Below are 20,275 nucleotides of genomic sequence, written 5' to 3'. Positions count from 1 at the left end.
GTTCGCGCCGCCCCGGACGGCCGATCTGCGCCACATCGCCGATGGAGTTGTGGGCCCCGATATCGTGCGGTATGAATTGATCTCCGACTGTCAGCGTTTGGAGACCAGCCGTGGCACGTGCCCCACTCGCCTCCGCCATGGCCACACTGCTGTTGATGCGCAGCTTCAATACCGCCGGCCTCCATCTGTCTACCCACGAGAAGACCAGTCTCGACGGTCTGCGGGCAGCGGTGTTCGCCAAACTGGGCGACGACCCCAATCTCGAACGGCTACGCGTCGAGGTCGGCGAAGACCAGATCAGCGACGATGTCCTGGAAGAGCTGATGGCCACCTTGGAACAGGCCGCGGCTGGTGACCCCGGCTTCCATCTCGAGCTCAGCGACTTCATGGCGGATCTGCAGCGAGTCGCCGGGGGCGAACCCACACCGAAGGTCCAGGCGGCTGAACCTGACCGGAAACCCAGCGAAGCCCAGTTGGGCGAGCTAGAGGACCGCGCGAACGGCCGCTCGTTGTCCGATGCGCTGGCAGCATCCGAGCAACTGGTCGCCGTGCTGACGGCGGCGGTCGAGCACTCTCCCGCCGCCCATGCGTCCAGGTTGGCAGCGGCGTTGAAGGTCCACGGCCACAATCTGGCCAGCGTCGAAGGACCAACCCAGGCGGTAGGAGCGTTCACCGAGTCGGTGCACATCTTCCGGCAGGTGGCCGAAGACTCGGACGCGTTGTCCTTACTCCAGCTGGCGCAAGCGCTGGAAGCGCTCAGCCTCACCTTCACGCACCCGGACGACTCGTTCGCCGCTCTGCGCGAGGCCTACGACGTGTGCGAGCGCCTCGCACAGCTCGAGCCCGTCGCCTCCGTTTCGATCTACGCCAGCATCGCCCTCAGACTTGGCGGCACCTGCCTGTCGCTCGGCAACTACCGAAGCGCCTTCACGTACGCGTCGGAGGCCGAAACGCGCCTGTGGTCGTTGGTAGAGATGGATCCGGACTACCTGCCGGATCTGGCCACCACGCTCAAGCTGCTGGGCACCTGCTCCCTTCATGCCGACGACTTCGATACCGCCGAGCGGAAGCTGGGACAAGCACAGCAGATACTTGGCAAACTCGCCGCCAGGACACCGGACCCGTACCTGGGTGAACTCGACCACGTCACCAAAACACTGGCCGGCATCCGCGGCGAAGCCGAGACGTAGCGTTCAGCCGCCCGATCTTTTCCACCAGCGCCGCCGGGGTTTGGGCTGTGCCGGCGCCGAGGGCTCAGGTACGGGCTCGGGTTGGTTCCCGGCGCTGCCGGCACGTTCGGCGCGCCACCGCTCCACGACCTTCTCCACGTCCGCTGGTGCCACCGGCACCTGGGGGCCCATCGAACTCGACGGGTCTCGCCAGTACGCCTTGATCCGCTCGTTGACCTCTTCCACAGCGGCGCGTACGTCGTCCTCTGTCGGCAGCCCACGCACGATCTCCGGCAATTGGTCGACCTCTTTGCGCAACTTCAACGGCGTGGGCAGAACCGCATCGGTGGATAGCCCTTCCCGTTCGAGCTTCTCCCGGATCCACCACATCTCATCGTTAGACCGGCCGAGATTGGTCAGAGGCTTACCCGCGCCCGGAAGATCATCGAACTCACCACGTTCTTCCGCCTCGCGGATCTGCCGATCGATCCACGATTCGAACCCCATACCTGCCGGTTTGCGCTGTGTCATGGGTCAACCTCCCGCAAGCGCACTCGAGGACATCATCCCCTGCTCTCGACCGGTTCCAGCATATCTGGGGCGTCCGAGACCGATCGACGCGTGCGATGGTCCCAGTTGTGGTCGCCCTGCCCTGCGGTATGAGGTCGTATCCGTCGAAGACACTCTGTGTTGCGGTCACCTTCTGCGCTCAGCCGGACATCGCATGCTGGACAGCTCCGGAGAGCTTCTCTTCGATGAACGCGGCCATTTCTTCTTCCTCGTGCAGAATATTGGTCAGCTTCTCCGCCACTTCGTCTTCGCCGATCTCCTTGCAAGCCGCGATCAGCGCTTTGTACGAGGCGATCTCGAAATGTTCGGCAGCATAGTCGGCGATCGCGTTCTTCAGCATCGTGTCTTCGACGAACCGGTTCGCCATACCCTGCATTCCGCCGAACATTCCCGCCAGGACGCTCTTCGTTCTGGAAACCTCACCGCCCATCGACTCGATGCAGCCACGGACCGTCTCCGCCTGATGGCGGGTCTCCTGAATGTGCTGTTGTATGCGCGATCTCACCTCTTCGTCGTCCTTGGCGTCATCAGCGTGGCGCTTGAGATTCTCCTCCAGAGCTTGTTCCATCGCGTAGGCGTCGTTGAGCCAAGAGATCACTCGTTCCCGGTTGTTCATCGCAACTCCTCCCCTGGTGATGTGTACTTCTCCCCGCACTACCCGCCGGGACACGTCCGAAACAGCCACAGGCGGCATCAGCACACCGCACCAGCTGGCTTCTCCGAGTCACGGTTCCCTTGCATGCGATCGTCAGGGCGGGGTATCGGAATACGCCGGACTCGTCGTTCATTCGTGGCGCAACTGACATAGGGAGACATCATGGGCGGCAAATACAAAGGCCAGCACCCGGAACGAAACATCGAGAACGAGGCTCCGGCCCCGGTGGCTTCGCGTCCCGCGGATGAGACGCCCGCGGAGGAGGCGAAAGGCCGCCGTGTCCCGACCGACATCAAAGAAGGCACAGAGAAACTCAAGGACGACAACCCGCGGTGATCTCGCCGCCGGTGGGCGCCAATATCTCGCCGCTGTAGTAGCCCGACAGCCGCTCTGAGGCGAAGAACACGTAGGACGGCGCGATGTCGTCCGGGTGCGACGTGTGGCCCATGGGAGTGTCTTCCCCGAACCTCTGCACACTCTCCGCGGGGAGCGTCGACGGGATCAGTGGAGTCCACACGGGTCCCGGCGCGACGCAGTTGACTCTGATCCGCCGGTCAACGAGTGACTGTGCCAGCGAGTAGGTGAATGCGTTGATCGCACCCTTGGTGGCGGCGTAGTCGATGAGAGAGCTGTTGCCTCTCAACCCGTTGACCGATGACGTGTTGATGATCGATCCGCCCTCGGGGATGTGTTTCAAGGCTGCCTTGGTGACCCAGAAGTAGCTGTAGACGTTGGTGCGGAACGTGCGGTCCCATTGCTCGTCGTCGATAGCCTCGAGGGACTTCTGAGGCCTCTGATACGCCAGGTTGTTGACCAGGATGTCTATCCGGCCGAACTCCGCGGCCGTCCGGGCGACGACGTCGCGGCAGTGCTCGGCATGCGACATGTCGCCGGGCATCCCGAGGCTGTCTCGGCCGGCGTCAGAGATCAAGTCGATAGTGTGCCGGGCGTCGTCGGTCTCCTCGAGATACGCGATGCTCACATCGGCGCCTTCCTTGGCGAAAGCCACCGCCACGGCCCGGCCGATGCCGGAGTCGCCGCCTGTGATCAGCGCCGTGCGCCCCTCCAACAGTCCACGGCCGACATAGTCGGCCATCTCGTCCCGTGGCCGCGGCGACATCGCAGCCGTCCGGCCGGGCCTGGCTTGCTGCTGGGATATGTCAGGCGTCATGCGTGGTACTTCCCCGGGACCTGATCAGGATTGCTCCTGGCTGAGCCGCTGAATCAGCATCGCCTTTCCCTGCTCACCGGCTTTGAGATTGTTGTGCTGAATCTTCCTGAACCATTCGGCCAGCTCGGTGTCGCCCGCCTCTTCGGCGTCTGAGATGTACGTCTCCATCTGCCACGCGTAGTGCAGCGAAGCTTGCACCACCGACACGAGGTTGTAGTGCTTGTCCTTCACCGGGCTCTGCACGGTCTGTGCCATCGTGATCCTCCTAGTATTGTCTCCTATCTGTCGGGTACCCGGTCTTCCATCGGCTACACACGGCTATGCGTTTATCGCCCACGCTGCCGGGCCGGAGAGCACCCGGGGCACGGTGACCGATGTCGACAACAGGACACTCGCCGCCGGCACGATCACCACCGCCACGGCCACCGTCCAGGACCAGCGCCGCCCGGCGAGATACCAGCTCACCGGCCGATCCCGCACTCGGCGCTATCAGAGCGGCCGTCAGCACAGCGCCGAAGAAGACCACCGGCGCCCACAACGCACCAGACGCCGGCACCTCGTCGACCCAACAGCAGCTGTCCATGTCAGCCGCCACGATGTGCCGGACCCAGAAGGGCTCCATGGAAGAAGCAAGAAGATCCCGACGGGTAGTCAGCCAATTGCCCCGATCAGAAGGCGAGGAACGGTCGAGGCAAATGAGATGGATTATCGTTATCTGATACCGTTCAGTCTGCTTTGAACCATTTCGTTGGTGATCCGTGCGCTCGTGCGCATCGGGCTGATTCGGGATGCTGAGCGTCCTGGAACGGAGCAAGAAGCAATGTCGGTGTTCCGCGGTGGACAGCTTGGCAATGTCATCTCGCGGCGGATGGCCGCACGTGTGTTGGCCGGGAGTGTCGCCGGCATTCTCATCACCGTTGCGGCCACCGCCGGAATACCGGAGCAGGTGGAGGCGGAGGAGAGTCGCGACACCGGCTCCCGCACAATACTGGCCGCGGGCACACATTTGTTCGCGCCTCGAATCGCCGGTGACGCCCTCGAGGTCGGGTTCTTGCATCTGGAGCCGGGCGACAGCTCATTCGCGCCTCCCCTTGAGGACCGCGAGTGGTCGCCGCTCGCCGATGTGGTGGTGCACATTCCCACATCAGCCGTCTCCACTATCCAGCCCGGCACGGAGGCCACCGACACGTTGCCGGCGTGGCTGCCGTTCTGGACGACGAGTAGCGTCGCCACCCACGCACCCGTGTTGCACCCGACGCCGGCGCTGGTGCGTGACGAGCTGAGCGCAGAAGACTCCTCGCTCGACATCAGCCTTCTCGCCGCCACGGGCCCAGGACATGTCCGCCTTGCCCGCGCCCATGCCAACACTCCGGTCAGCACCCTCGATGGCCTGCCCGACACGATCGCGCTTCCCGCCACGGGCTCACTGGGTTCGCAGATCCGCTGGTCGTTCACTGAGCAGGGCTACTACTGCCTGGATTTGAGCGCCGGCCTCACCGGCGGAGTTGCCGCCGACGGTCGTGGACAGCTCGCCGTGGCCGTGGGCGCCGTTGATCCGGCAGGGGCGCCGTCGTGCGAACCGCTCACCGAAGGCACCGTGCCAACGCCACCGCCCGCCGAGCCGCCGTCGCGCCGCGTACTCAACGACTGGAACCACGACGTCCGGCCTCATGTCGACGACGACGGCCATCCTCGCCTCGGCGTCTATCACCTGCTCACCGCGCGCAATGCCAACAACGCCGCACCGCGAAGCCTGCTGAGTGAGACCGTGCTGCACCTGAGCGACCGAGCGAGAAAGCCGCTGCAAGACGAGTTCGGCTGGGGCGGCCTGGGCGAACCGGGCGCCATGATCTGGCAGTCCAGCACTAGCTCCGGCAACGGGCTCTATTTTCTACAGAATTTGAGCTCACCACCTGAAGACAGCTGGCAAGCCGGCGCTCCCGTCGAGTTGACTCTCAAGGCAGCCGCTGGCCCAGGACATGTCATGATCGGCGGCAGTGCGATCAGCGCTCGCCAGATCAACTCATCCCTCGGCCTGCCCGCCACCATCACACGCTCCAGCGGGCGCCAGGACGTCGTCGTCACCTTTTCTCAGCCTGGCTACTACTGCCTGGACCTCGAACTCACGACGACGCGGCCGGACGGGTCCGCGGCCAGCGACCGCCAGCAGTGGCCGGTGGCGGTGGGTGACGACGTCGACCCGTACGCGGCACCGGATTGTGTGGAACTGCCGGACGGCACGCTCCCGGACGGGCAGCCCGCCGTCAACGACCACGAACCCGGCGTGCCCGAGGTACTGATCTTCGACCGCGGACACGCTGACTTCGGTGCCCGGCTGAACGCACAGGAACGGTTGCGACTACTGTTCCGAATCAACGCCACCACATATCACGAGCTCGACGACGTCGTGTTGCATCTCCCGGATGCAGCGCACTTCACGATCCCAGAGCCGGACGACTTCCAAGATCGCACCCACATCGCCCCCGCCGGCAGCGTTGTGTGGCAAGTGCCCATCAGCCAGAACCGTGACGTGCCGTGGCTCGGCTACAGCACCGAGGCGATCACCGACTCTGACTTCCTCGACTACCTCACCTGGCGCATGGACGGCGTCACCGGACTGGACGGTGGAGCGGCGCCCGGTGACGTCGTATTCGGATTCGGCGGCTCCAACGGAGCCGACCCGGTTTTCAGCACTCGCACCGGGTTCCCGGACGGGCGCGGTCTCCCGTCTCGTCGGTACGGACATGGCCATCCGGAGATCAACTTCACCGAACCTGGCATCTACTGCCTGAACATGACGTTCTCCGGACGTCTGTCCAGCACTGGCCAGCCCACGGAAGACACACAGTTCGTCACCGTGCTGGTTGGCGAGGAGGTCGACCCCTCGACCGTCACCCCCTGCGGACGCACCGCCGTGCAGTACCAGCCCACCCATCCACGGATAACCCGTGCCGCCGACGGTGATGACGTCGTCGTGCTCGGTGACGTCGGCGGGTCCGACTTCTGGGCTGCCCACACCTACGCCTGGCTGCAGCCCACCATCGCCGACGACTCCTTCCAGGTGGAGATTGTCCAGGGAACCCAGATCGATGGTGGGCTCGTCCATCATCCTTCGCGTGTTGTCTTCCACGCCACCACATCAAGGAATGGCTCGGACGACGATGCGACGGTCCCAGCCCCCGCCGGGCAGACATACTGGACGATCGACCCTTCTAGGCACCCCTTCGAGCTGGAGACGTTCACCATCCGCTCGAACCAGCTCCACGGCGACCTCACCTGGTCGCTGACCGGCGTGGAGGGACCGGGCGCGTTCGCGGTGTGGGATACCTGGGCATCTGCCGAGACCGGCGTCGCACTGTTGAGCACCCGCGAGGGTCATGAGAAATCGGCTCATGAGCGGTGGCCGGAGACAACATCGATGTACAACTGGGGCTTCTCCGAACCCGGCGTCTACTGCGTGGGCCTGCGCTGGGACGCCACCCTCGCCGATGGCAGCGAGGTCCACGACGAGATCGAATTGACCTTCGTCGCAGGCAACGACGTCGACCCGGCCACCGTCACGCCGTGCGCACCCGACGAACCGACACCGACACCGACACCGACACCGACACCGACACCGACACCGACACCGACACCGACACCGACACCGACACCGACACCGACACCGACACCGACAGACGATCCCACCGCCACACCAACTCCTACAACTACGCCCACGGACGAACCGACCGCCACACCTACCCCGACCGCCGAACCGACGCCCACGCCCACGCCGACGGACGAGCCGACACTCACACCCACCCCCACTGCGCAACCTACCGAGACTGCCGAGCCGACCCGTGATTCCGACCCGAGTGCGGTGCCCACGTCCACGCCCTCTGACGTGCCGGACGTGCCCGACAGCTCAGGGCCGCCGGACGACGAGGGTATTCCACCAGGCGGCGACGACGGGGATGGTGACCTACCCGACACAGGCCCAGACGGGGTCGCCCTTGCGGGCCTGATAGCTCTGCTGCTTCTGGCCGGCGGCGGCGCCGCGCTGGCCGCTCGCCCTAGGCTTTGATGATGGCGGCGTCGTACTGGTGAATTGTGTCGTCGCGCGCCCCCATCCCATGATCACCAGTGATGGGCAGCGTTTGCAGCTCGCTGTCGTGGATCTTCTCCGGCAGGTACACCGACGAGCTGAGCTTGCCAGCCGCGGCAGCTTCACTCCCGACGACTCACGCAGCGTCGTTGGCGTAGATGTCTCGGTAGAGACGCAACGCGCTCTCGCGGAGCGTGGCAGTGTCGGACTCGGCGAACCTCGTCAGGTGGAGTTCATGGGGCAGGTCGCTTCGGTCGAGCATGGCATCAGCGAGCGTTCGGGCAGCACCCGCAGCGTGGGTGACCCAGATCGCCTGCGCGATCCACACACTCTCGATCTCGGGGTGCCTGCCGAGGAACGGGAGGTTGTCGGGGGTCATCGCGAAGACACCGTTGATGCGGTGCTCCGGAGCGAACCTTGCCTCGGGGCGCAGGAGTCGCTGAGCCGCATCAATCACCGGATCAAGGTCCTCAGACCAGGCCAGGCCAGCCCCGGCAGCAAGCTCGCGCTGGCCGACAGGGACCGGGTGATGGTCGTAGGTGCCGATGCCCAGCTGGTCGTCGTGGATGCGGGAGTAGACATGGTGCTCGGGCCATCGGACGAACGGCCCAGGACTCCATGTGGCGGCCGGACTGCCGTAGACGTAGGGGTGAGCGACTGGGAACAGCGGCAGTTCGAGTCCCGTCAACTCGGCGAGCGATGGACCCCAGACGCCGCCCGCGAGCACGACATCATCCGCGGTGAAACGATCCCCGGACGCAGTCACCACGACCGCACCCGATCCTCGCTGATCGATACCCGTGACTTCGCGATCACACAACAGCCGCGCGCCGCGAGCGAGCGCCTCCGCCGGAGGACACGAGTCAGGGCCCGTACATCGGCCGATCCGTCATCGACAAAGTGGCCCGCCGTAAGCACCAGGCCGGTGTCCACGAACGCGGCCACCGAGCTAGGAATATCCGCTGCCGTCAACAACTCCGCCCGGAGCCCGGCTGCTCGGGCCGCTTCGACGCGACGCTCAACCTCGGCCACGCCAGCATCCGAGGTCGCCAGCTCAAGCCCGCCGGAACGACGAAAACCACCGTCAGCGGCGTTATAGATCGCCGCTGATTCTCGTCCCAGCCGAGTCAGGACCGGCACATCGTTATAGAGACCAACGAAGCCGGGAGCGTAAGCGGTCGAGCCGCGCGGCTCCTGCGCATCACGGTCGAGGACCGTAACACCGATATCGCGGGTGGCCAAGGCATGAGCCAGCGAGATACCTACAATCCCAGCACCGACAACGACAACCTCACGCCCCACGGCCACTCCTTCGCACTCGCCGGTCGGTACGCGGTCCGGCTGCGTTACTCACATATTGATCATGTGGCCGGCGAGGCCGTGAATGGCTTCCTGGATTGACTCGGACAGGGTCGGGTGCGCGTGGATGTTGCGGGCGACCTCGTCGGCGGTGAGGTCCCACTTCTGCGCCAGCGTCAGCTCGGGCAGCAGCTCGGTGACGTCGGGGCCGATCATGTGTGCGCCCAGCAGCTCGTTGTACTTCGCATCCGAGATGATCTTGACGAACCCGCCGGTCTCGCCCAGCCCGTGTGCCTTGCCGTTGGCCATGAAGGGGAACTTCGCCACTTTGACGTCGTAACCCTTCTCCTTCGCCTGTGCTTCGGTGTAGCCGAAGCTGGCGATCTGCGGCTGGCAGTAGGTGGCCCGAGGCACCATCACGTAGTCGATAGGCATGGTCTCGGCGCCGGCGATGGACTCTGCCGCGACAACACCCTGCGCCTCGGCCGTGTGGGCGAGCAACAGTTTGCCGGTGGCGTCGCCGATCGCGTAGATGTGTGGCACCGACGTCTGCATGTAGTCGTCGATCTCGATCGCGCCCCGCTCGGTGAGCTTGACGCCGGTTTTGTCCAGCCCGTAGCCCTCGACGCGCGGTGCGAAGCCGATGGCCTGCAGGACCTTGTCGGCCTCGAGCTGCTCCTGCTTGTCGCCGCTGGTGACGGTGACCTTGACCTTGTCCCCGCTGTCGTCGATCGCGTCCACCCGGGTAGAGGTGCGGACTGTGACGCCGAGCTTCTTGAACTGGCGGGCCAGCTCCTTGGAGACGTCGGCGTCCTCGAGCGGCACCATGCGGTCGAGGAACTCGACGATGGTGACGTCGACGCCGTAGTTGGCCATGACGTAGGCGAACTCGACGCCGATGGCGCCGGCTCCGGCGATGATGATGCTGCCGGGCAGCTCATTCTGCATGATCTGCTCTTCGTAGGTGACCACGCGCTCGCTGAGCTGCGTGCCGGGCAGCAGGCGGGTAGTGGCGCCGGCAGCGACGATGCAGTGGTCGAACGTCACGGTCTCGTTGCCGCTGCCGTTCAGCGAGACGTCGAGGGTGTTGGCGTCGGTGAACGTGCCCCAGCCGTCGAACTCGGTGATCTTGTTCTTCTTCATCAAGAAGTGCACGCCCTTGACGCGGCCGTCGGCCACCTCACGGCTGCGCTCATACGCCTTCGTGTAGTCAACCTGCACCTCGCCGTCGAAACTGATCCCGAACGTGGCGGCATCGTTTTTCACGAGGTGGGCGAGCTCGGCGTTGCGCAGCAACGCCTTGCTGGGAATACAGCCGACGTTGAGGCAAACACCGCCCCAGTACTTGGATTCCACGATCGCCACGGACTTGCCCAGCTGCGCGGCACGGATAGCGGCGACGTATCCACCGGGACCGGCGCCAAGGACCACGACATCGAAGTGCGCACTCATGGTGAACAGCCTAGTGGTTCGAACACCGGCGGTTGAGCGGGCTCAGGAGAACCCGAGCCGGGCTAGTGGCTCCACCAGCTCACGTTCCTCGTAGGAGAGGTGCGAGAGCAAGGTATCTGTGAGCAAGTCCACAGTGTCTCGTAGCTGCTCTATCCCGCCCGAACCTGATACGAGGGCAACCAACGCCGCGTCGACGCGCTCCAGAACATCGTGGATGACGTGGTGTTCCTCCTCCAGCCGGTCGATCACGGGCTTCAGCCGAGGATCCGCGCGGCGAAGCTGCGGAAACATCGCTTGGTCCTCAAGGGTGTGGTGGGTGGTGACGATCCGGCAGTACGTCTCGCAGTAGGTCCCGAGGGTCCAGTTGTTCTGCCGCATGGTCATGGTGTTGATCTGTGAGCGCGCCTCGCCGATACCCACAGACCCAGCGGCGACTTGGTCGATCAAACCTCTGAGCTGGCTCAATTCGGCTCGCAGGTGATCATGGACGTCGACGAGGTGCCGGCCGCTGGCCTGCTCGTGCGCGGTGTACGTGCGGCCTGGCTCGGGTGCCGGGCCCTCGGGGCGGTCCGACTCGTCCCACACCCGCTCGCCGCTCAGCCTGATTCCGTCGTCAGGCGTCGGAAGAGCACCCAGTCCGCGCTCACCACGTGATGACGGGCGATCGGTCTCAGGCGACGCCTCCGTCGCGCCGGTTCCCGCGCTGCGCTCTCTGCCGTACGCTGCGCTCGATCGTTCCTGAGCGACAAGCTCACGGACCGCGGGGACAACCTCGGCCGCGAACCGGCGGATCGTCGTCGGGTCGTCGCTTGCCAGGATGAATACGCTCATGCCGTCGGTGACGCTCAGCTCGGCGAGTTGCTCGGCCCACACCGCGGGCGGCCCCTGCAGGAACTCCGCGCCGGAGCCGTCGAACGTGCCGCTGATGTTGTACAGCCGGCGGATCGCCGACGGTTCGCGCCCCGCGTCCTCCGCGGCCCGATCGATCAGCCTGTTCTTGGCCGGCAGCTCCTCGGGCCCGGCATACGGCGAACTGACCGACCAGCCGTCGGCCAGCCGCCCCGTCACGCCGAGCATCCGCTTCTTGACCGCACCCACCCAGATCCCGATCTCGTGCGCCGGCGCCGGGCCTGGTTTGGCGCCCCAGACCCGGTAATGCTCCCCGTCGACCCGGACCGCGCCGTCCTGAGGACGCCACATGGCACGGATGATCTCGATGCCTTCTTCGAGCGCGCCGATGTTCTGCCCCACTGTGCGCTTTGGGCCGCCCATCGCCGCGATGGGCTCCAGGAACGGCCCGGCTCCAAGTCCCAGCTCGACCCGGCCGTTGCTGAGGACGTCGAGGCTGGCCGCGCTCTTGGCGAGTATCGCCGGGGGACGCAGCGGCAAGCTCACTACGTTCGGCATCACCCGGACCCGTGCCGTCTTGGCCGCGATCACCGACAGCAGCGTCCATGTGTCGAGGAAGGCCTGCTGATAGGGGTGATCCTGGACCGTGACCAGGTCGAGGCCGAGGTCGTCGGTGAGCTGTGCCAGCTCGACAACCCGCTCCGCCTGCGCCGCGATGGGCGTGATGAACGTCCCGAAGAGCAACTCGTGCCCGTAATCAGCCATATCGAACCTCCAGAATGTTCTGTCGCACAGATCATATGCCTACCCGAACATCTATGTTCCCGCAATTCTTCCTTAGGGCGCCTACACTGTGTGTATGACCACGGCGACCGACCGGCCTGACGTCACCGGCCTCGAGTCTGACCTCGGCTGGGCACTGGGCCGGGTTTTCAGGTCGTACGTCAAGATGTTCGACGCGATCTTGTCGGATCTGCCGGGCGGCCCGCGCGGCTATCAGGTCCTGGCTGCGGCTGTCCATGGAGCTGCACGCAGCCAGCTGGCGCTGGCCCAGCATCTGGGTATCGACCGGACAGTGATGACGTACCTACTCGATGACCTGACCGGCGCCGGGCTGGTCGAACGGCAACCCGACCCAGCCGACCGGCGGGCGCGGCGCATCGTGGTCACCTCCGCCGGCCAAGAGCTGCTCGAGCGCCTGCGGCTCCAGCTGTCACACGCGGAAGAACACCTTCTTGCCCCGCTGGACGAGCATCAGCGCCACACCTTACGCACACTGCTCCAACAGGTGGCGCAGCATGCTCAACACCTCGACCCGGTAGCGAACACCTGCGATGTCGTGGAGGACATCCGGTCCGGGCGATGACGGTCAGAACAGCCGCGTAGAGGGATCATCTACGCCGCGCAGGGCGTCATAGTCCACCGTGAGGCAGGTGATACCGCGGTCAACGGCGAGGGTGCGCGCCTGTGGCTTGATCTCCTGAGCCGCGAAGACCCCACGCACCGGGCTGAGCTGCGGATCCCGGTTCAGCAGATCGAGATACCGGGTCAGCTGCTCGACGCCGTCGATCTCACCCCGCCGTTTGATCTCCACCGCGACGGTCACGCCGGTCTCGTCCCGGCAGAGCAGATCCACCGGACCGATCGCGGTGGGATACTCACGGCGCACCAACCGCCAGCCCACGCCGAAGGTTTCGACATTCTCGGCCAGCAACCGCTGCAGGTGCGCCTCGACCCCGTCTTTGACCAGGCCGGGGTCGTCGCCGAGATCGTGGGTAGCGTCCTCGATGACGTCGTGGATGCTGATCACGAGGCGGTCGTCGGTCTTGCTGTTCTGCACAGTCCACACCGATGTCACGCCGTCCTCGCGGGCGTCGTCATCGGGATCGGCGACATTGAGCGAACACGGAGGGCTCATCCAGTTCAGCGGCTTGTATGAACCGCCGTCGGAGTGCACCAGCACGCTGCCGTCGGCTTTCACCATGATCAATCTGATGGCCAGTGGGAGGTGAGCAGTGAGCCGGCCGGCGTAGTCGACCTGGCACCGCGCAATGACGAGTCGCACGATGACCGACGCTACCGGAAGTCTCTGCTGCCTGTACTGCCGGTTACCTTCAACGGCGCCAGCCGGATGGCGTAGAAGTTGACCGCACCGTCGGCACGTTCGAGTTTGCCGTCCACCACCACCGCCGTCGATTCGAGCGCGATCCGGCGTTGCCGCTTCCACACCCCAGGCGGGCAGATGACGTTGACCATCCCGGTCTCGTCCTCGACGTTCATGAAGACGACCCCGCCGGCCGTGGGGGGACGCTGCCGATGCGTGATCAGCCCGCCGATCAGCAACCGCTGGCCGTCGTCGAAGGTACGCAATGAGCCGGCCCGGACCGCTCCCCATTCATCCAGCTGATCGCGGACATGCTGCACCGGATGGCTGTCCGGGGAAACCCCGGTGGCCCAGAGGTCAGCGAAGGTCTGTTCGACGGCGGTCATCTGCGGCAACGACGGCGCCACCGAACCGGGCGTCGTGCCCGGCAACTGGTCGGAACGGTCGTTCGCGAGCGCCCCCACGGCCCACAGCGCCTCCCGGCGGTCGAGGCCGAAACAGCCGAACGCACCAGCGGTCGCCAGTGCTTCGAGCGCTGCCAATGGCGCACCCACGCGTCTGGCAACATCGGCGATGTCCTCGAACGGCCTCGCCTCGGCGATCTTGCGGGCGACCTTCTCGCCCAGGCCACGCACCGACAACAGCCCCATGCGGATCGCCGGCTGGAGACCCTCCGGTGCGTGCGGGTCAGTGGATTCGACGGGCACGTGTTCTTCCAGCGTCGCCATGACGTCGCTGGCGTTGATGTCCACGCCACGGATTGTGACGCCGTGCCGGCGGGCGTCGTCCACCAGTGTCTGCGGCGAATAGAAGCCCATCGGCTGGTTGTTGAGCAGGGCGGCGGTGAAGGCAGCCGGGTAATACCGTTTGAGGTAGGCGCTGGCGTAGACGAGATAGGCGAAGCTGTAGGCGTGCGACTCGGGAAATCCGTAGCTGGCGAAGCCGAACAGCTTGCCGTAGATGTCGTCGGCGACGTCGGATGGGATACCGTTCTTCGACATCCCGGTGAGCAGCCGCTCCCGCAGCCGCTCGATGCGCTCCGGTGACCGCTTCGAGCTCATCGCCTGCCGCAACTGATCGGACTCCCGCGGGCTGAAGCCAGCGCACTCGATGGCCAGTTGCATCATCTGCTCCTGGAACAGCGGAACACCGAGGGTGCGCTCCAGAGCGGGTTTCATGCTCTCGTGTGGATAGGTGATGGGTTCTTTCTTGTTCTTGCGGCGAATGTAGGGATGAACGGAGCCGCCCTGGATCGGTCCCGGGCGAATCAGCGCAACCTCCACCACCAGGTGGTAGAACTGCTGCGGCCGAAGCCGCGGAAGTGTCGCCATCTGGGCTCGGGATTCGACCTGGAACACACCCACCGTGTCCGCGTCACACAGCATGTCGTAGACGGCCTTGTCTTCACCGGGGATGCTCTGCAGCGTGTAGTCCACGCCGTGGTGGTCACGGAGCAGGTCGAACGATTCCCGCAGCGCCGACAACATCCCTAGGCCCAGCAGGTCGAACTTCACCAGCCCGGCCGCCGCGCAGTCGTCCTTGTCCCACTGCAGGATGCTCCGGTTCGGCATGCTCGCCCATTCGACCGGGCACACCTCCCCCACCGGACGGTCGCAAAGCACCATGCCTCCAGAGTGAATCGACAGGTGCCGGGGTAGACGGAGCATGCGATAGACCAGCTGAACGACATCTTCCGGGATGCCGATGTCATCCCCGATCGGTTCGTGATGGCCGATGTGGCGCGACCACCCATCAACCTGACCGGAGCTGTACCCCAATGCTCGTGCGACGTCACGCAACGCCATTCGCTGCCGGTAGCTGTTGACGTTAGCGACCTGGGCCGCACGTTCGCGCCCGTAATGGTCGTATACGTGCTGGATGACCTCTTCCCGGCGGGCATTCTCGATGTCGATGTCGATGTCCGGAGGACCAATGCGGTCGTCGGTGAGGAAACGTTCAAACAGCAGCTGATGGGCGATGGGATCGACAGCGGTGATGCCCAGCGCGTAACAGACCGCGGAGTTGGCAGCTGACCCCCGCCCCTGACACAGGATGCCGTTCTGCTCGCAGAACTGGGTGATCTCGTAGACGATGAGGAAATACCCAGGGAAGTTGAGCTGCTCGATGACGGCCAGCTCATGTTCGATCTGCCGGTAAGCCTGCTCCGTCTCCGGTGTGCCCGGTGGCCCGTAGCGCTTCAGCGCCCCCTTTCGCACCTCCTGACGCAGGAAACTCGCATCGGTATGGCCCTCAGGAACCTCACGCTCCGGGAGTTCCGGAGCAATGAGTGTGATGTCGAAGGCACATGACCGGCCCAGCTCCGCCGTGGCCTCCCGGACGCCGGGGAACCGGGCCAGGCGCTGCTCCATCTCCGCACCGCTGCGAATGTGCGCCGTGCCGTTGGACGGCAGCCAGCCCGAGAGCTCCTCCAGGCTGCTACGCGCCCGGATGGCGGCCAGCACATGAGCGAGATCGGCGTCAGCGGGACCGGCATAGTGCACATTGTTGGAGGCGACCACCCCCACCCCCACCCGCTGCGCCAGCTCATACAGGGTGTCGTTGCGGGTATCGTCGAGCGGCTGATCATGGTCGATCAGCTCCACGAACACGTTCTCCTGACCGAAAAGGCCGACCAGCCACCGCAGCTCATGTTCCGCGGCTTCCGGACCGTCCGCCTCGAGCGCCGCCGGAACCACACCCTTGCGGCAGCCGGTCAAGATGGCCCAGTGCCCTTCATGCTGGGCGGCCAGTTCCTCCATGTAATACTCCGGACGCCCCTTCCCGCCACGCATCTGGGCGGTGGTGATGGCCGCCGCCAGCCGCGCATACCCCTCGGGGTCACGCGCCAGCACGAGCAAATGGTGCCCCTCAGGGTCAGGTATGCCGCTCTGCCTGGCCGTCAGACCCAGACTGAGCTCCGCGCCAAATGCCGTGTGCAATTTCCGGCCGTTCAGCTTCTCGGCATATAGCTCATAAGCGTCCCGCGCGGCTTCGGCGAAGCGCACGACGCCGTACATGCCGTCGTGGTCGGTGATGGCCAGCGTCTCCACACCCTGCACGATCGCCTCGGCCACCAGCGCCTCCGGCTCGGATGCACCATCAAGAAAGCTGTACGCGGAATGACAGTGGAGCTCCGCCCAGGCCGGACCAGGGTCGCCGGCAAGCTGGTTTTCCCCGCCTCTGAGCGCCGAGAGATCAGTGACCGCCCCGACATCCCGGGGCAGCTTCTCCCCGTCACTGCGCCAACCGCTGCCCCATGACAGCGCCCGTTCGAATTCCCGCCAGGAGATGGACGGGTTATGCCATCCCATGGCCACTACCTCGACGACTCATCGGTGCCTTTCGATCACGAACTCGGCGGGGTGACGCTGCGGGCGGGCGGTTCCCGCAGCGTCACATTCAAGGGCCCCGCCGTGCAGGGGTGGGTCAGAGTCAAAACGGGGGCGGCTCCGGCGGACCGGTGTTCCGAGACGGATGTGTAGCCGCGGCGCCTGCCATCCGAGGCGGGCTCACGGTCTGCTGATGTCCGGACGGACTGGTCCAGCGTTGAGTTCCGGATGCCACCCGCTCCAGCCGCCATCCGGCGTGGTGCTTCTGTAGATGACATGGCTTACACAAGGCCGAGCAATTACACGCCGACGTCGGGCCTTGAGGGAACGGGACCCGATGGTCGATCTCGCATCGGTACGCCGAGCGATGGCACCCGGGCATGATGCACTCACGGTCACGCAGAATCACGAAATCCACCAGATCTCTCGGTGGCTTGTATCGGGTTCGGCCGTAGTCGAGGGCCCATCCACCCACCGGGTCAGTGCCCACCCAACGCCAGACCCCAGCCGCCGCGAGCCGCCGGGCGAGATCGGCATCGATCGCGCCGTAGCCCTCCAGCTCCCCCGGGACCTCATCCAGACCGATGAGAGTCGACAACGACACCGTGACATTGACCGTCACCGGACGGCCGTGCGCCGACGCCAGAGGGGCGCCCGCAGGCGAACCGCATCGAGCACACCCGTCACCGCCCAGATGCCCGGTGTACAGCGACGACCAAGCCAACGCCGCCAGCGCATCCGCCCGCCGCTGATCCAACGACCGCGGAGCAGGCGAGGCGGCATCAGGGGGATCGGCGGATGCGTCGGCGGGGTCAGCGGGGTCGGGAGCGTCCGCAGGGGCGGCATCAACGTCGGCGGGGCCAGCGGGGTCGGGAGCGTCCGCAGGGGCGGCATCAACGTCGGCGGGAACATCGGCGTCCGCGTCGGATGGGGGCGGGGCGGTACCGGTGGCGGCATCGGTTGCTGCGTCCGCAGGGGCGGCCGCGTCGGCAGCAGGAGCCTCAGCGGCGGATGCACCGGTCTCGGCGTCGCCTGCGAGATGGTCGGAAGTACGGGTTTGTTCGTCGTTCAGGCGTGAGCCCTCGGCGGCAGCGGTGAGCGTAGCCATGAGAGCTTCAGCGTCTTCTGCGGGCAGGTAGGCATACAACCACGCCATGCCGTCAGCAGCCGGCTCGATCCACACCGCCCGCTTCTTGCGCGCGTTCCGGCGACGTTCTTTTGCGGTTTCCGGGGCGATCTCAGCAAGCAGCCGTTTCACCACATACGACACCTTGACCGATGTCCACAGGTGCACGTACGGCAGCACCGCAGCCTCGACCAACCGGGCTACTTGCGGGTCATGATCAGCCAGCGCATCAGTGAGTATCCGCGCCCGGCGGGCGTCGAGACGCCCCTCGGCCAGCGCGTGGTGAACGGCGGGGAAGGAGTCGATGAGCTGTACGCTCCAGCTGACCAGCCGCTGCGCCTGAGGTTTGGTCCACGGCCAGACGGTGCAAATGTCACCTGCGGTGACTGCCACCGGGTGCAATGACGAGCGCCCCTCGGCGTTGTCAGCCTGCATCTCCGGCCGTCGGGTCAACTCTGCCGCCGCGGCCGCCTGCTGTGCCTGAGCCCAGGCGATGACCTTCTCCCAAGCCGCCACCGAATCGGCGAGCCGACTGGTGGTGAGCTGGTCGAATGTCTCGGTGGCCAGAACGTCGGCCAAGCGAGCTCCCGGCACCATGCTGGACAGATCGGCTGGGCCGTCACCGGGCACGTCGTCAAGCAGCCGCGCATGCGCGGCGATCCAGCCAAGATGGCCAGCAGGCATCTCATCCGCCGCGGCTCCGTGTCCGGCCGGACCAGAGAACTGCTCCTCAGCTTCGATCCATGCGCCCACGACCAGATCTGCCGCAATGGGATCGGCCGGATCTATCCCGGCCGCGAGCAGCTCATCCCATGCCCGTTCGAGCGCGGTGAGCTCCGCATCAACGTGCCGCGCCCAACGCACTTGCGCGTGATCCGTCGCAGCGTCGCCGGCATCCACCGGAGACTCTCCAGTGGATGCCAACTCTGGACCACAACCATCGAACATACGTACGATCTTAATCGAACAAGCGTTTCCCCTCAAGCCCCTTACATGCAATTGTGTGTAACCCATACGCGGCTACACAGCTCACGCACTACGGCCCGCACATATAAGCTCAGGCTGGCGGCCCCTCTTCGATCCGGGCGCGGATGTCGGCGAGTGGTTCTTCCGGTCCTTCAGGACCGTCGATGGCCCAGGTGGCACCCGCATCCCGAAGTTCGGCGACACTAGCGACCTCACTCAGCACACCGACGACGTCGTATCCGTCCGGGGGATCCAGCCGTTGCAGCAGGATCGCGATCTCGTCCGGCGTGGGCGCTCGAAGACCAGCTAGCGGAAAGATCCCCTCGATCCGCCGGGCTCGCTTCAGGGGGCGTTCACCAGCCACCGTGACACCGGCCCAGATAGGCGGCCGGGGCCGCTGCACGGCGGGCGGATCGAGTTGGGCATGCACCTGGTAGTAGGCGCCGTCATGGTCGACGCGGTCTCCGCGCAGGAAGCCGTCGAGCAGCGGCAGCGCCTCATCGAGGCGCTCGGCATGCTCCCGGACCATTGGAGATTCGCCGAACGCGGCGTACTCCTGGTCTACGGGCACGCCGAGGCCCACCCCGAGGACAGCCCGTCCAGCACTGAGATGATCAAGTGTGACCACCTCCTTGGCCAGCTTCCACGGCCGCCGCCGCGGGACTGGAGTCACCAGGGTGCCCAGACGCACTCGTGTGGTCCGGGCAGCAATAGCGCCGAGCAGCACCCAAGGATCATGCATCTGGGGCATCGCGTTGATGTGATCCCACAGGAAGAAGCCGTCCCAGCCGTGCTGCTCCGCCGTGACGGCAAGGTCCACGAGAGCGGCGGGTTCGCCCGTATTGGGCATGCTGATACCGAATCTCATCCCCCACCCCTATCGACTAGCACTGACAGACTCGGACGGCCTGGCATTGCGCAGCCTGATCCCGCTGAACTCCAGACTGCTCTCGATCACCGCATGCCACCAAGGCCACAAGTCGCGCACTACTCGTAGCTCGATCCCGGCTTCGTCGTGCAACGCGAACAGATCTCCGACCCGCTGCGGGCGGCCGAGCGGACGGATCGTCGTGGTCGAGACATACGCGTGCTGATGCTCCCCCGCCGGGATGAAGTCCGCCGCGTCGAACCGGTATGCGTAGAGCTCGACGGTGCGCATCGCGTCCAGCCAGCCGTACTCGATCATGTGCACCCGGACACCGCCCGCTCCAAGAAGGCGTTCGACGTCATCCGCACTGGTTTTCGGGCCACGCCACGCCATCGCTCGGGGACACTGCCGTGGAAACCAATAGTCCTGCGCACGGGTGGCGTCCACCGCCCACACGTAGGCGTCCTTCTCCTGCGCGGTTGCCGCTACATGCGGAGCGAACTCGTGGATATCCGGGTTCTCGGAAAAGTGGAGTACTTCGCCTGGTCCGGGCCGCATATCCTCATCGTGCCACTACTTGAGCGTGTCCTGATCCATCAGCACTCCCGCACGCCATCGGCCGGCTGCGCACAT

General features: G+C 65.5%; 17 protein-coding genes and 1 pseudogene. 4 read left to right on the top strand and 14 right to left on the bottom strand.

Translation table 11 applies throughout. The annotated features are described in order from the left end of the window. The first annotated feature begins 110 nt into the window (after positions 1-110). A complete protein-coding gene (locus tag F7O44_RS18375) occupies positions 111-1,190 on the top strand; it encodes a hypothetical protein (RefSeq protein ID WP_162451725.1) in 1,080 nt (359 codons plus the stop codon). 3 nt (positions 1,191-1,193) lie between these two features. On the opposite strand, the gene F7O44_RS18370 is transcribed toward F7O44_RS18375, so the two are convergent. Next, the gene (locus tag F7O44_RS18370) at positions 1,194-1,700 is read right to left on the bottom strand and encodes a DnaJ family domain-containing protein (protein WP_162451724.1); all 507 of its coding nucleotides are present in this window, start codon (positions 1,698-1,700) and stop codon (positions 1,194-1,196) included. Between the two features lie 178 nt (positions 1,701-1,878). Continuing rightward, positions 1,879-2,355: a DUF892 family protein gene (locus F7O44_RS18365; RefSeq protein WP_162451723.1), complete on the bottom strand. Its 477-nt coding sequence runs from the start codon at positions 2,353-2,355 to the stop codon at positions 1,879-1,881. Between the two features lie 201 nt (positions 2,356-2,556). On the opposite strand from F7O44_RS18365, the gene F7O44_RS18360 reads away from it, so the two are divergent. Then, positions 2,557-2,730, top strand: coding sequence for a hypothetical protein (locus tag F7O44_RS18360; protein ID WP_162451722.1), 174 nt, complete (start codon positions 2,557-2,559; stop codon positions 2,728-2,730). Here F7O44_RS18360 and F7O44_RS18355 read toward each other — a convergent pair. The 3 genes from F7O44_RS18355 to F7O44_RS18345 all read right to left on the bottom strand — a co-directional run bounded on the left by F7O44_RS18355 (position 2,708) and on the right by F7O44_RS18345 (position 4,030). Further along, the gene (locus F7O44_RS18355) at positions 2,708-3,565 is read right to left on the bottom strand and encodes an SDR family oxidoreductase (RefSeq protein ID WP_222851473.1); all 858 of its coding nucleotides are present in this window, start codon (positions 3,563-3,565) and stop codon (positions 2,708-2,710) included. The two genes, F7O44_RS18360 and F7O44_RS18355, sit on opposite strands and share 23 nt — an antisense overlap. 24 nt (positions 3,566-3,589) lie before the next feature. Then, positions 3,590-3,820: a hypothetical protein gene (locus F7O44_RS18350; protein WP_162451721.1), complete on the bottom strand. Its 231-nt coding sequence runs from the start codon at positions 3,818-3,820 to the stop codon at positions 3,590-3,592. A gap of 63 nt (positions 3,821-3,883) precedes the next feature. Next, positions 3,884-4,030: a hypothetical protein gene (locus tag F7O44_RS18345; RefSeq protein WP_162451720.1), complete on the bottom strand. Its 147-nt coding sequence runs from the start codon at positions 4,028-4,030 to the stop codon at positions 3,884-3,886. A 286-nt stretch (positions 4,031-4,316) separates the two neighbouring features. Here F7O44_RS18345 and F7O44_RS31980 point away from each other — a divergent pair, with 286 nt between their 5' ends. After that, positions 4,317-7,628, top strand: a complete 3,312-nt coding sequence (locus F7O44_RS31980) for a choice-of-anchor M domain-containing protein (protein WP_162451719.1) — start codon at positions 4,317-4,319, stop codon at positions 7,626-7,628. Here F7O44_RS31980 and F7O44_RS31220 read toward each other — a convergent pair. From F7O44_RS31220 to F7O44_RS18320, 4 genes and pseudogenes are all read right to left on the bottom strand, one after another. Continuing rightward, on the bottom strand, positions 7,618-7,740 hold the full coding sequence (locus F7O44_RS31220; protein ID WP_281353600.1) for a hypothetical protein: 123 nt from the start codon (positions 7,738-7,740) through the stop codon (positions 7,618-7,620). The genes F7O44_RS31980 and F7O44_RS31220 overlap by 11 nt on opposite strands. Positions 7,741-7,785: 45 nt before the next feature. After that, a pseudogene (locus F7O44_RS30460) lies at positions 7,786-8,951 on the bottom strand (NAD(P)/FAD-dependent oxidoreductase). A 48-nt stretch (positions 8,952-8,999) separates the two neighbouring features. After that, positions 9,000-10,400, bottom strand: a complete 1,401-nt coding sequence (gene lpdA, locus F7O44_RS18325) for a dihydrolipoyl dehydrogenase (RefSeq protein WP_162451716.1) — start codon at positions 10,398-10,400, stop codon at positions 9,000-9,002. 42 nt (positions 10,401-10,442) lie between these two features. After that, positions 10,443-12,014, bottom strand: a complete 1,572-nt coding sequence (locus tag F7O44_RS18320; protein ID WP_162451715.1) for an LLM class flavin-dependent oxidoreductase — start codon at positions 12,012-12,014, stop codon at positions 10,443-10,445. A 94-nt stretch (positions 12,015-12,108) separates the two neighbouring features. Here F7O44_RS18320 and F7O44_RS18315 point away from each other — a divergent pair, with 94 nt between their 5' ends. Next, positions 12,109-12,615 (top strand): MarR family winged helix-turn-helix transcriptional regulator, encoded by a 507-nt coding sequence (locus F7O44_RS18315; protein WP_162451714.1) that lies wholly within the window; start codon positions 12,109-12,111, stop codon positions 12,613-12,615. A gap of 3 nt (positions 12,616-12,618) precedes the next feature. Here the strand turns inward: F7O44_RS18315 and nucS are convergent, their stop codons facing one another. The 5 genes from nucS to F7O44_RS18290 form a co-directional block, all read right to left on the bottom strand. Next, positions 12,619-13,314 carry an endonuclease NucS gene (nucS, locus tag F7O44_RS18310; RefSeq protein WP_162451713.1) on the bottom strand — a complete coding sequence of 232 codons (696 nt, stop codon included), beginning with the start codon at positions 13,312-13,314 and terminating at the stop codon, positions 12,619-12,621. Between the two features lie 11 nt (positions 13,315-13,325). Beyond that, positions 13,326-16,664: an error-prone DNA polymerase gene (locus F7O44_RS18305; RefSeq protein WP_162451712.1), complete on the bottom strand. Its 3,339-nt coding sequence runs from the start codon at positions 16,662-16,664 to the stop codon at positions 13,326-13,328. 121 nt (positions 16,665-16,785) lie between these two features. After that, a complete protein-coding gene (locus F7O44_RS18300) occupies positions 16,786-18,756 on the bottom strand; it encodes an HNH endonuclease signature motif containing protein (RefSeq protein ID WP_162451711.1) in 1,971 nt (656 codons plus the stop codon). Positions 18,757-18,865: 109 nt separating this feature from the next. Next, positions 18,866-19,642: an LLM class flavin-dependent oxidoreductase gene (locus tag F7O44_RS18295; protein ID WP_281353599.1), complete on the bottom strand. Its 777-nt coding sequence runs from the start codon at positions 19,640-19,642 to the stop codon at positions 18,866-18,868. 9 nt (positions 19,643-19,651) lie between these two features. Then, positions 19,652-20,200: a DUF6886 family protein gene (locus F7O44_RS18290; RefSeq protein ID WP_162451709.1), complete on the bottom strand. Its 549-nt coding sequence runs from the start codon at positions 20,198-20,200 to the stop codon at positions 19,652-19,654. Positions 20,201-20,275: the final 75 nt, after the last annotated feature.

It is taken from the genome of Phytoactinopolyspora mesophila (assembly GCF_010122465.1).
Classification (GTDB): Bacteria; Actinomycetota; Actinomycetes; order Jiangellales; family Jiangellaceae; genus Phytoactinopolyspora; species Phytoactinopolyspora mesophila.
The sequence above is the reverse complement of the archived record's forward strand: the minus strand, read 5'-3'. Positions and strand labels throughout refer to the sequence as shown.